Source organism: Pseudomonas sp. B21-015, assembly GCF_024749285.1.
Classification (GTDB): Bacteria; Pseudomonadota; Gammaproteobacteria; order Pseudomonadales; family Pseudomonadaceae; genus Aquipseudomonas.
This window is the reverse complement of record NZ_CP087196.1, coordinates 2,914,846-2,927,573: the sequence shown is the minus strand read 5'-3', so window position 1 is coordinate 2,927,573 and position 12,728 is coordinate 2,914,846. Positions and strand designations below refer to the sequence as shown.

Here is a 12,728-nt window from a genome sequence, read left to right as displayed (position 1 = left end):
CGCGGACGGCCTCGGGTGAGGTACGCCGCGCAGGCCCGGAACGATCAGTCAGCAATCAACCACCAGCAACCGCGGGCAGGATGGTGATGGCATCACCGGCCTTGAGGGGGGTGGCCAGATTGTCGGCAAAACGGATGTCGTCATCGTTCACGTAGATGTTCACGAAACGATGCACCTGACCGTCGCCAATCAGCCGTTCCTTAACGCCGGGGTACTCCCGTTCCATCTGTTCGATCACTTCAAGCACCGTACTTCCCTGAACTTCGATGCGCTTCTGGTCTTGAGTAAAAGAGCGCAACAAAGTTGGCACCATGACGGAAATCGACATGCAGAACTCCCTGAGCCTGAATAAGGCTGTTTTTATTAATTAATTGATCTTGTTTAACGCCGTGCCGACATCCAGTTTCAGCGCACGACATGAATACTTTCTTCGGTAACTTTACGATTAACGATTCGAAAGCTGCGCACCGCCACATCAATATCCGGCAGGGTTGAAATAATCACGTAGTGCACCGAAGCGTCACCGGCGTACTGCACATCTTCAGCGCTGGGATAGGCCGCGCTGGCGGTATGGGAGTGATAGATCACCCGGCACTCCTCGTCCCGCTCATCCAGTTCACGCCAGACCGACAATTGCTGTTTCGGTGCAAAGCTGAAAAAGGTCGGCGAGCGCGCCGCGTTGTCCATGGCGATCAGCCGCTCGGCGGTTCTGGCGCCAGCGGGCGCGGCGATGATGCCGCAGGTTTCCAGCGGATGATCCCGTCGCGCCTGCTCCAGCATGGCCTCCAGCAGGCCGGCACGAATACTCAACATGTTCGCCCCGCCTGCGCTCAATAACTCGGCAACGTCGGCTCGACGTCCCGCACCCAGGCCAGTACGCCGCCCTCGAGGTTGCGCACATTGCTGAAGCCCAATTGCTGCAATTCCAGCAACACGGCCTTGGAGCGCGCCCCGGATTTGCAGTGCAGGACCAGGTTGGCGTGCTTGCCGAAACGGGTCTCGATCAGCGCGGCGGTATTCGGTCCCTTGGGGATGTGCTGGGCACCCTGGATACGTACGATGTCCCACTCGGTACGCTCGCGCACATCGATCAGCAGCACATCCTGGCCACGTTCGCGCAAGGCTTGCAGCTCCCGGGCACTGATGGACGGAATGTCCGAAGGCTGCATGCCCTTGGGCGCGGTCAGGCCGCAGAACGCCTGATAATCGCTCAGGGCGATAATCGGTTGGCGCCCGGGTGAACGGCGCAGCGGCATCTGCCGGTAGGACATTTCCAGGGCGTCATAAACCATCAGGCGCCCCAGCAGGCTTTCGCCGATGCCGGTGATGAGTTTGACCGCCTCGGTGGCCATGATCGCGCCGATGGAGGCGCAGAGAATGCCCAGAACCCCGCCTTCCGAGCAGGATGGCGCCAGTTCAGGGGGGGGCGGCTCCGGGTACAGGTCGCGGTAATTGAGACCGACGCCGCCGGGGGCGTTTTCCCAGAACACCGAGGCCTGGCCCTCGAAGCGGAAGATCGAACCCCAGACATAGGGCTTGTTGGCCAGCACGCACGCATCGTTGACCAGGTAGCGGGTGGCGAAGTTGTCGGTGCCGTCGAGGATCAGGTCGTACTGGCTGAACAACTGCACTGCTGTTTCCGGTTCCAGGCGCTGGTCGTAGAGGTTGACCTGCACATGGGGGTTCAGGTCCTTGATCGCCGCGGCGGCGCTTTCAACTTTCAATTGGCCGACGGTGGCCACCCGGTGAATGACCTGGCGTTGCAGATTGGACTCGTCCACCCGGTCGAAATCGATGATACCCAGAGTGCCGATGCCGGCCGCCGCCAGATACAACAAGGCCGGTGAACCCAGGCCGCCCGCACCGATGACCAGCACTTTGCTGCTCTTCAAGCGACGCTGGCCTTCAAGGCCGACATCGGGAATTAACAAGTGCCGACTGTAGCGGGTTATTTCTTCATTACTTAGGCTTGCAACGGGTTCTACAAGAGCAGGAAGTTTCATGGTGAATCTCTGTTACTGAATGCAACCGATTCTCAGGCAGCAACTTCAATTAATCAATTCAACGGCCCCGGATTTTCATATTCAGAAGCCACGTTTTTGTATGCATTTAAACAATCGTCGGTAACTTATGACGAATAGATGAAAGCCCTCTTTCGAGGGCTTTCATGGGCGGTCAATTGACTCAGGCGAGGAAGGTCGACATGTCCTTGCACACAGCGCTGAACGCCTCGACAAAATGCCGCGCCTCAGCGTCGCTGAGCACCAGCGGCGGCTGGATGCGCATCACTCGGTTGTTGTTGGCGGTGACGAACGTCAGCACCCCATGCTCCCTCGACAATTTGCTGACGAAGCGCAGCACGAACATCTCCTCGAAGTTTTTCTCCACCTCGCTGATGGCCTCCTCGATGTGCCGCTTGGCCTTGCCCGACAGCATGCGATAAGTGCCCGCCGCATTCCCCGGAATACGGCTGGCGAACTCACGCACGAACGCCTCGACCCCTCCGTGGAAGCTGTACTCGAACTCGATGGCGATCATCAGCCCGATGCCTCGCACCTCGCGGATGAACGGGTAACCGCTGACCGCCTCGCGCAGCGCCTCCTTGAGTTGCCCGCCGACCCGCGCGGCGTTGCCGGCCAGGTCTTCATCGGCGATCACGTCCAGGGTCGCCAGGGCCGAGGCCGAGGCGAAGTTGCCGCCGCCGAAGGTCGAGGTATGCAAGGCAAAGGTATCGATGCTGCCGTAGGCGCGATCCCACAGCGCCGCGCTGGACAGGGTCGCGCCGATGGGCACGGCGCCGCCGGAGAGGGACTTGGACAGCACCAGGATATCCGGCACCACCGCCTCCCACTCGCAGGCGAAGAGTTTGCCGGTACGCCCGAGGCCGGTCTGGATCTCGTCGAGAATCAACAGGCAGTCATGGGCGCTGCACAGCTCCCGGACCTGTTTCAGGTAGCCCGCCGGCGGCAATATCACCCCGCCCTCACCCTGGATCGGTTCCAGGATAAAGGCGCCGATATCGCCCAGGCTCAAGGCCGCCTCCAACGCGGCCAGGTCGCCGAAGGGGATCGAATCGCAGCGCGACAACAGCGGCTTGAACGGGTCGCGGTGTTTGTCGCGGCCGGTCACCGACAGCGCGCCCAGGGTCTTGCCGTGATAGCCGTTGTCGCAATACAGCACCCGTGGGCGGCGCATGGCGGCCATGGCCAGTTTCAACGCGGCCTCGATCGCCTCGGTGCCGGAGTTGCTGAAGAACACCCGCTCCAGGTTGCCTGGCGCCAGCTCGCTGAGACGCTGCGCCAGCAGGCTGGTTTGCAGCGGCACCGAGACGTACTGGACAAAGGTCGGGTGCTGCTGTTGCAAGTACGCCTGCAACGCCTGGTTGACCCGCGGGTGGTTGTGCCCGGTATTCAGGCAGCCATAACCGGCGACGAAATCCAGGTAGCGACCACCGTCCAGATCGGTCAGCCAGCAACCGCTGCCGTGGGTGAACACTCGCTCGATATGGTTGAACTGATAGAACTCGCGCAACACCGGATTGATGTGCTCGCCAAAACAACGCAAGGCTTCGGCGCGCAACGCGGCCGGCTGGTCGGCGGTCGGGGTTGCCGTGGGCCGTCGATGGAAACGGCGCAAGGCCTGGAAATCTTCTTCGCGCAGACGCTCGCCATAGGAAGCCATGGGCGATGGAGAGAAACCATGCAACTCGGCGATCCGGCCGATCTCCAGCACCCGCTCCTCGGGCAGTTCGCGGCCGATGGAAAACGCCTCGGCACGCCCCTCCAGGGCCAGCACCAGGGTTTCCGCCAGGCAGCCGTTGAGGAATTTCTTCGGTGCCAGCCCCAGGGTCTCGGTGCCGAAGCGCAGGGCCTCACTGGCCGACACCAGGCCACCGTCGATGATCAGGATGTCTTTGCGATCATGCTGGAACGGCAGCACATCGCGCGGCAACGCGGCGTCCACCACCACCGAACCCGGTGCCAGCCGATAGGGATCGATCACCCCACCACTGGATGTCGCGGCGACGTAGAAGCGCACCTCGTCGTAACAGCTGTCGATGTCCGCCGTCATGCGTACCTGGCCGTGCATTTGCGCCGGCAGATACGCCAGGCTTTCGCGGCCCTGTTCGGCGCTGCCACGGTGTACCAGACGCAGGCGGCAACCGTCCCGGGCCAGCAGTTTGGCGATGACCAGGGCAATCGAGCCGGGGTAACCGACCACGGCCACTTCGCTGTCCGCCGGCGACACTTCCAGGCGGGCCATGGCTTCCAGCACATTCTTGTAGGCGGCGTAGGCCGTGAGCGAGTTGCCGGTGGTCACCGGCACGCCGCTACGGTCCAGGGTCTGCAAACCGCGATTGCCGACGATGGCGGTAAACCCGCCCAGGCCAACCAATTGCGCGCCCTGCTCTTTCAGGCTTTGCACGCCTTCGAGTACGCGTCCGGCAATGGTTCGCGGTTGGCTGAGCATTTGCTCGGCGGTCAGCGGCAGGTAATGCAGGATGCCTTCGCAGGTCGCGCCGCTGGCACTGACGATGCGCCCGAAGTCAGCGAACGGCACCAGGTTGCGCGGCTGCCAGAGTCGGGCCTGATAACCACGGTCCTGTTCGGCGAGGGTGCGGTCCAACAGGTCGATGATCTTCACCTGACGTTGCAGGGCGATGGAGGTTGGGTGGGCGATAAAACCGAATTTCATGGGGGGCTGTCCTGAGTGCAGGTTCATTGACGGTTCCAGGCGGTTTCGGAGACGAGGCTCAAGCCGTCGCCTTCCGAGTTATGGGCCAACAACACGTCGAAAATATTCAATTGTCCGGGGCGCGTCAGGGCACTGCGCAGGCGTGCTTCATCGAAGCTCACCAGGCGTTCGCGGTGCAGGCTGATCGGCCCGACGCGCTCCAGCGGTGCCGCCAACGGTGCGGCACTGGTCACCGAAACCTGCTGTGCGCCATTGTGGGCGTAGCGTTTGTCAAGGTAGGTCTGGATCAGCGACAACAGGCCGTTGGTGAGGTAGAACAGGGTCACATTGCGCTTCGCCGCCTCGGGGTCCTCGGCCAGCCCCTGGGCCAGCCGTGCCTCGATATCCGGCACCAGCGCCCGGGCGCCGTCGCCGATAAAAGCCAGGACATTGCCGGTGCCGGTGATGGCGATATAGGGCAAGGCCATCAGCGCATCGCCCATCAGGGCGCGCCCGTACCAGCCGGAAAAACCCGGATCGGTGCGCGGCACATTGCGCATCGCCGAGATGCCACAGCGGCCGACGTCATAGACGCCAACATAGCGATAGTCCTGCTGCTCGATCAGTTCGCGCACCAGGTTGCCCAAGCGGTGGAAGAAGTAATTGGAGGTCATCGGCAGGGTTTCGATGTGGTCCGCCGCCACGCTCTCGCTGGTGGCCGACAGCACGTCAAGCTTGGCGCGACGCAAGGCGAGGATCTGTGGCTCGACCTGCAACCCCCTCTCGATGTGATCGAGGAACACATCCAGCGGCACATCCAGCGCCAGGTCGGTAAACGGCGAAAGGTGCCGTGGCTCATGGTTGACCTGCACCACCCGCAACTGACGCTTGAGCTTGCCTTCTGAGAACGGCGTGGCGGCCTGATCGACCTTGCCCTTCAGGAAGAACACGCAATGGCTTTGCGGCCCGTTCAACTCGTGGTCGGTGTGCACAAACTGATAGACCCGTCGGCTGAAGCCATACAACGACAACGGCCCCAGATAGTGCGGTACCCGTCGTCCCTCGTGGTAAGGGCCGACACTGCCGGGCTGGGTGATGCTGTCGGCCAGACCGATGGCGCCGCGTTCAGCCAGGGCGTGCACCCGTTGCCGCTGCTGATCGCTGAGCTTGCCGCACTGCCAGAGCAGGTGCAGCGGCTGGTGGTTGATCAGGTCCAGGGCCTGATCCAGCGCCTCGATCTGGGTGCTGCTGAGCTGGGTTGCCGGGGTCGCTGGCGGCTCGGGCAGGCGCACATCCAGCGGCACCAGAGGCCGGGATTCCAGCACCCCTTGAGTGGCCAGGATGAACACCGGTTCGGCCCGTTCGGCAAGCATGGCGAAGGCCTGCTCCAGGCAGGCACCGATCTCCTCGACCTTGCGGATGAACACCTGGCGCAGGCCCTTGGCCTCGATCACCCGGCGCCCATCGTTGTCACCGTCATGGGTGCCCTGGAAGGCGTACCAGACGCTTTCCGGGCTGTCGGCGCAGATGATCAGCCCCGGCGCACCAAGACGTTTGAGGTTGGCCAGGGTGCCACGGAATTCATCGATCATGCCCGAGGTCACGGTGATCACGTAGGCCCGGCCAAACAGCTGCCAGCCAGCCATGGCGCTTACCGCCAGGCTGTGTTCGTTGCAACCACTGAGGCAACGCACGCCCGTGCCGGCGACGTTTTGTTGCATGGACTGAATCATCCCGGCCACCATGGAACCGGTGTAGGAATGAAAGTCCCAACGCTCCTGCCAGCGACTGCGCATAAAGCGCGTCACTTCCGTGGCCAGGCTCACCGACAGCAGTGGACCGCTGATGGAGCGCGCCAGCAGACGGTTGAAGTAGGCATGTTCCAGGTGATCCAGGACGATCCGCAACAAGTCCGCACGCCGCGCCGCGCGATCCTCCCCCGCTACCCGCAGATGGCGATTGCCACCGATGCGGTTCATCCATTCCGGCAAGGCCGACAAGGCGCAATACAGCAGCGCCGAATGAGGCGACAGGCGCGGGTTGGGCGCGGCGGCGATCAGCTCGTCGAAAGGGTCTTCGACGCCGGCCTGGGCTTGCTCGCTCAGGTCGAGAATGAACAGCTCGCTCGACAGTCGCGGGTCGAGGTGACGCAACCGCGATTGCGCCGCCTCGACCGATTCGAAGGTCATCAACCACAGATCGGGCAGCGCAGCGGCATTTGCCGGGCCACCCTGCAGATAGCTCCTGGCCTGGACCATCAGGGCTTCCAGCACCGCCTCGCTGCGGGGCCGCGGCCCCAGGGCCCGGTGCATCTCTTCGCAGCCTCCGATCGTCAGTGGCCAGTCAGCGGCAGTGGCAGGCGGCTGCAAGCCGGCCTGCAACTGCTCGATGACAAAGGTCACATCCTCGATCAGAGGCTCGGCCTGGGTAACCAGACAGATACCTAAGGTTGCCTTCATTAACTCATCCTTACTCAAGTCAGACTTACGATTGAATGGCTCGTGGCTGAGGCCCATGGGCCTCTGCTCGAACCGGACGGGGCGCCAACCGCCTTGTTGGCGCCTCCTTGTAAAGGCCGGCCGTGGCCGCCGCGATCGAACGCCGGGCCACCAGGGCCAGCGCACAGACCACGGACATCGCCAAGGACAGACCGGCCAGCATCCCCACATGACCGCCGTGGTCGAGTAGCACCCCGGCGGCAATCGGCACCAGCAGGCGCGTCAGCACGAACAGGCTGGCTTGCAGCCCGTAGTCGGCGGCTTGCCGATGCTCGCGGGAGAAAAACATCATCAGGGCGAAGACCAGCGTCGACACCGCGCCCATGGCCGTGGCCAGCACAAAAGCCGCCGCCACCAGCCAGATCATCCCGGCCTGCAACCCCACCGCCGCTGTCAGCGCCAGCAGAGCGAACAAGGACCAGACCATGAACAGCGGAATCGCCCGCCCCGGCCCCAGGCGCCGAATCAGGCGACCACCCAGCAAGCTGGCCAGGGCCCCCACCACGCCGCCACCAACGCCGGCAATCAAGGCCACTTGCTGCGCGGCCATGCCCTGGTCCAGCAGCAAGGGTTTGAGGTACAGCCAGGCGGCGCCGACAAAGGGAAAGCTGCTCAGCAGTACCCAGGTCCACAGGCGCGCACCGGGTTGGCGGAAATAGCCCGACCAGTCGGCCAGAGAGGGCCTGATCGGCGCTGCATTCTCGACGCTGCCTTCGCGCAACCAGGCCAGGGGCAGCAACGCCAGCAACAGGCCGGCAGCCATCAACAGAAATGGCGCCTGCCAACCCCAGCGGTTGTGCACCAGCAACATCACTCCGGCACCGACAATGGCGCCGAGAAACAGCGCCGCCGAGCGGACACCGCCGGCACGAATCCGCTGGGACTCGGGCAGCAACTTGATCGCCAGGGCATTGACCGGGATGTCCGCCCAGGTCGCCAGCACCCCGGCGGCGAACGCGAGGCCAAACAGGTACCCACGATGGGCCGTGATCGCCTGCTGGCTGACCACTACCAGCAACAGCGCCAGCAACAGGCACAGCACCAGCGCCCAGATTCGGTAATGCCCGCGTTCGCAGCGATAGCGCTGCACGGGCAAGGCCAGCAGAAACTTGAACACCGCCGGCAAACCGGCCAGCTGGAACAGGCCGATATCGGTGCCGGACCAGCCGTGCTCGCGCATCACCAGCGGCAACCCGAGCAGCAGATAAATGCTCGGCACCGCCAGCACGAAACTCAGCCAGCCAAAGAGCAGTTGCAGACGCCAGGCGCCGGCGTCGCTCTGGCGGTTCATGAGGTACTCCGACGCGCCACCAGCACCGACACCGGGGTCATGGCGAAAGCCACTTCGGGGTAACTGTCGATATTGACGAAACCGGCCTGTTGCAAGGCTTCGCTCATGCCGCCGGCGTAGGTCACCGGGCGTCCGAGCATCTGCATCGACAGGTAATAAGGCATGACCCGCCGCGCTTGCTCCGGGTCTGTGGGGATTTCCGCATGGGCGCTGACCAGTACCCCGCCAGGGCGCAGCGCCGCATGGATCTTGGCCAGGGTGGCGGCCATGTCAGGGACGAAATGCAGCACCGAGGAACACCAGATCAGGTCGTAGCCTTCACCGATCGGATCGCTCGCCAGATCGCCACCACGTACATCCAGACGCGCCTCCAGACCGGCCCGACGAATGTTATCCGCAGCCACGGTCACGGTCTGGGCGAAATCGAACACCTCGCCGGTGAGCGTCGGATTGTCCCGGGCCAGGGCAATGGCCACCAGCCCCGGGCCACCGCCCAGGTCGAGCATGCGTCGTGCAGCGGAGAACTCCGGCACCTGGGCCATCAGGCGCAACGCCATATCCACGGTGACCGCCCGTTGCTCCTGGGCGATTTGCAAGCGCGCCGCCGTGGTCCAGTTGTCGATGGTGGTCGCTACATTCGGCGCCTGGCCGCCGGGCTGGCCGGTGCGCACCTGATCGCCAAGCTGGCTGCCGAAATGCCGCAAGCCGCGCAGGCGAAAGGCCCAGGCGTCACCGCAATAATCCGGCGCCTCGACCCGCAGGTAATCGCTGGCCACTGCGGTATTGCGGTAATGGGGCGGCTGGCGATCGTCGCGCGCCAGCAATTCCATGCTCCACAGCGCCTCCAGCCAGTAACCGGTATTGGCTGGGTCGAGCTGTAATTGCCGGGCAACCGCCAGGGCCGTGGCCGGCACTTGCAGCAGGTTGAACAGCTTCCAGTCCAGGGCAATGCGCAGGGCATCGGCGCGTACCGCCGCCAGGGTCAGGTCCCAGTAAGGTTGCAGGGGATGGGGGGATGCCAGGTTGATTCCGTTCATAGTTCGCAGCTCACTATTTTCATCGTTCACAGTTCGTAGCTGACCCGCAGGCCGATCTCCCGTGGCGGGCTGTAGACCCGGGCTGTGCCATTCAGATAGCCGACGGCGTCGTAGCGCTTGTCTGCGGCGTTTTTCACGTAAGCGGATATACCGTAGTGGCTGAAGTCGTAACCGGCATTCAGGTCGATCAGACCGTAGCCGCCACGGCTGTACTGGTTGGCCGAATCCAGGTAGGTCTTGCCGATGGCACTGATACCGCCCTGGGCGTACCAGCCAGTGGGAGCGTCATAGCGCAGGCTGAGGTGGCCGGTGAGGTCCGGCGCGTAGGGGTTGCGGTTGCCCTGGTAGTCGTTGCTGCCTTCCTTGAAGCGTTCGAAACGGGTGCGATTGAGGCCCACGGCGCTGATCACCCGCCAGTTGTCGGCGAACAGGTATTCAGCTTCCAGGTCGAGCCCCGTCGAGCGCGCCGAGGCGGCGTTGGTGATGTACACCACTCCCGGCTGGAAGATCTGCTGCACCTGCATGTCACGTACGTCCATCCAGTACAGCGCCGCCGAGTAGCGCAGGCGTTTGTCGTCGAGCCAGCCCTTGGCCCCGACCTCGTAGGTTTTGACTTTTTCCGGGTCGTAACCGGGGTAATTGGCGGCACTGGAGAAGGCATTGAAACCGCCGGCGCGAAAACCTTCGGCGTAACTGCCATACACAAAGGCGTCGGGCTGCCATTCGTATTGCAGCGCCGCCTTGGGGGTGAAGCGTTGCCATTGGTCGCTCTGGCGGCTGCCGACCGCCGGGTCGATATGCACTTTGTCCTGCTCGGCCCGCGCACCGAGCGTCAGCGTCCAGCGCTCGGTCAGGGGCATCACCCATTGGCCGAACAGCGCGGTGGTGTTGCCGCCCAATTGCACGTCGGTGCGGGTCAGGCTCAGGGGCAGCTTCAGCTCATAGGACAGGTCATGATCGTCGCGGTCGGCATAGGCACCGAGCAGCCACTGGTTGTCGCGCCACTGGCCTTCCAGACGAAACTCCTGGGACAGGGTGTTCATGTGGTAATCGCGACCCAGATGGAACAGGTCCGCCGGCATGAAATCCGCGTCCTGCCGGACCCGGTCGTAGAAGTCATTGCGTGCGGTGATCGAGTGCAGCTTCAGTCCCGAATCGAACTCATGCAGCACATCCAGAGACAAGCTACGGCCGCTGGAATGGTTCCAGCTTGAAGTACCGGAGCGCACCTCGCGCCGTGAGGCATTCACCGCGCCCCACTGCGAACCGCCGTCGCGATAATCCTGACGGCTATAGCGCAGGTTGACGTCCGTCGCCAAACCCGGAGTCCAGCGCAGGACCGTCCGCGCGCTGTGCCGTTCGCGGTCATCGGCCTGGCCCCCGCGATAGGTATTGTCGATAAAACCGTCCTGTTCCAGCCATTGCCCGGACACCCCGGCATACAGGGTGTCCGGCACCAGGGCGGTGCTGGCATCGGTGCTCAGGGTGCGCTGGTCGCGGCTGCCACCACCGGCTTCAATCCGTGCGTAAGGCTCGGCATCGGGCTGGCGGGTATGGATGCTCAGGACCCCGGCTTCGGCGTTGCGGCCGTAGAGGGTCGACTGTGGCCCACGGAGGATCTCGATGCGTTCCACCCCCAGCAGGTTGTGGTCGAAACCCTGCCCCATCAGGGTCGGCACGCCATCCACCAGCATCAGCATCGAAGACGAAAACGCCGTGGAGCTGGAAGTCAGGCCGCGCACCACCGGCAGGTTGGTGCCAGACTGGCCAAAGGGTTGAAAGGTGAACCCGGGGGTGACTCGGGCCAGGCGCTCCAGATCATCGATGGCGCCCTTGCGCAGGTCTTCGCCGTTGAGCACCGATAGGCTGGCCGGGACTTTCTCCTGTTCCTGCTCGATCTTGTTCGCCGTGACGATGACCGACGGCAGCTCTGTCTGCGCAATGACAGTCGTCACGCCACCCACCCAGCAGCCAACAAACAGCGTATAACCGCTGGCTTTCAACACATGCATGCTCATTGCTTTCCCCATCAATGAATCAGCGCACTGCCTTCCCCGGAGATGGCAGTAGACTTGTAAACATGATATTCATTAATGCGAATGCTTATCATATGTATACATATGGATTCTGGATTAATCCATATGCGAGCCGTAGCCCAATCAAGGAGGACAATAAAAGTGGCGGTCTTACAGAGGATTTCTCAGTCGTATCGAGTCGCGTCAACGCACTCGCGGCTGGTCAGCAACAACACCGGCGGCTGGATGCGCCAGCAATTACCAGAGGAGTTGGGCGAGTGCTATTCCGAACGCTTGTGTCTGGATGACGACCTGATGGTGGTGCGCTCGCGCTACCGGCCCACGCGCAACCTGATCGAGGAAACCGTCAGCCCACACAATCGTCATATGCTGGTGATCACCTTCGGCATGCAGGGTGACTCCGGGTACAAGGGCGTCGACGGTTCGGCGGTGTCGTTTCGCGCCGGCTACACCACCATCACCTCGTTCCAGATGAGCCTCGGCGAGCGCTGTTACGAAGCCGGGGCAACGGTATCCCAACTGCGGTTGCTGATCGGCGAAAACATGCTCAACAAGTACATTGGCGAGCAGCGCACCCGCCAGTTGCTGGGCAACGGTAACGTCCGCCAACTGGCGTTCCAGAAGACCTCGGCGGCCAGCGCCAGCCACGCCACCGCCCTGACCCGCTACCTCAACCAAGGGGTGAGCGGCACCCTGGACATGCACATTCACACCCTGAGCCTGCTCTCCGAACAACTGAAACTGCTGAGCCCTGCCACCAGTTCCGACAGCCTGCAGTTCAGCGCGGTGGACATCGAGAAACTCGATCGCGCCCGGGACATCATGATCGAGCGGATGGACCAGCCGTTGACCATCCCCTACCTGTGCGCCGCGGTGGGGCTCAATGAGTTCAAACTCAAGGAAGGCCTGCATTACCGCTTCAATTCCACACCGCACCGCATGCTTCACGAGATCCGCATGCGCAAGGCATACACCCTGCTCGAAAGCGGTTGCCAGGTGGCCCAGGCGGCCTATCAGGTGGGCTACAAGTTCCCCAACAATTTCAGCGCAGCCTTTACCCGGTTTTTCGGCAAGCCACCCAAATCGGTATTCGGCAAGCGCCGCTGAGCAATCAGAGGCGCAGGTCCCGGACTTTGAAGCACGCTTCAAGTAGGGTGACGCGGCAGGTCACGAGGGTGCGCAGACTCGAAAA

At 62.9% G+C, this 12,728-nt stretch carries 9 protein-coding genes; 1 reads left to right on the top strand and 8 read right to left on the bottom strand.

The genetic code is table 11. The features are described from left to right. Window positions 1–55 precede the first annotated feature (55 nt). The 8 genes from LOY38_RS12945 to LOY38_RS12910 all read right to left on the bottom strand — a co-directional run bounded on the left by LOY38_RS12945 (window position 56) and on the right by LOY38_RS12910 (window position 11,518). Window positions 56–328, bottom strand: coding sequence for a MoaD family protein (locus LOY38_RS12945; protein WP_258700348.1), 273 nt, complete (start codon window positions 326–328; stop codon window positions 56–58). 77 nt (window positions 329–405) lie between these two features. Further along, window positions 406–813, bottom strand: coding sequence for a M67 family metallopeptidase (locus LOY38_RS12940; protein ID WP_258700347.1), 408 nt, complete (start codon window positions 811–813; stop codon window positions 406–408). Between the two features lie 17 nt (window positions 814–830). Continuing rightward, on the bottom strand, window positions 831–2,003 hold the full coding sequence (gene moeB / locus LOY38_RS12935; RefSeq protein ID WP_258700346.1) for a molybdopterin-synthase adenylyltransferase MoeB: 1,173 nt from the start codon (window positions 2,001–2,003) through the stop codon (window positions 831–833). A gap of 181 nt (window positions 2,004–2,184) precedes the next feature. Next, complete coding sequence (locus tag LOY38_RS12930) at window positions 2,185–4,695, bottom strand: aminotransferase class III-fold pyridoxal phosphate-dependent enzyme (protein WP_258700345.1); 2,511 nt, start codon at window positions 4,693–4,695, stop codon at window positions 2,185–2,187. A 23-nt stretch (window positions 4,696–4,718) separates the two neighbouring features. Next, window positions 4,719–7,133, bottom strand: a complete 2,415-nt coding sequence (locus LOY38_RS12925) for a decarboxylase (protein ID WP_258700344.1) — start codon at window positions 7,131–7,133, stop codon at window positions 4,719–4,721. A 25-nt stretch (window positions 7,134–7,158) separates the two neighbouring features. After that, window positions 7,159–8,463 (bottom strand): MFS transporter, encoded by a 1,305-nt coding sequence (locus LOY38_RS12920; protein WP_258700343.1) that lies wholly within the window; start codon window positions 8,461–8,463, stop codon window positions 7,159–7,161. Then, a complete protein-coding gene (locus LOY38_RS12915) occupies window positions 8,460–9,500 on the bottom strand; it encodes an acetylserotonin O-methyltransferase (protein WP_258700342.1) in 1,041 nt (346 codons plus the stop codon). The genes LOY38_RS12920 and LOY38_RS12915 overlap by 4 nt, the downstream gene beginning before the upstream one ends. A gap of 26 nt (window positions 9,501–9,526) precedes the next feature. Beyond that, the gene (locus LOY38_RS12910; protein WP_258700341.1) at window positions 9,527–11,518 is read right to left on the bottom strand and encodes a TonB-dependent receptor; all 1,992 of its coding nucleotides are present in this window, start codon (window positions 11,516–11,518) and stop codon (window positions 9,527–9,529) included. Between the two features lie 159 nt (window positions 11,519–11,677). Between LOY38_RS12910 and LOY38_RS12905 the strand changes: the two genes are divergently transcribed. Further along, on the top strand, window positions 11,678–12,643 hold the full coding sequence (locus tag LOY38_RS12905) for an AraC family transcriptional regulator (protein WP_258700340.1): 966 nt from the start codon (window positions 11,678–11,680) through the stop codon (window positions 12,641–12,643). The last annotated feature ends 85 nt before the right edge of the window (window positions 12,644–12,728 follow it).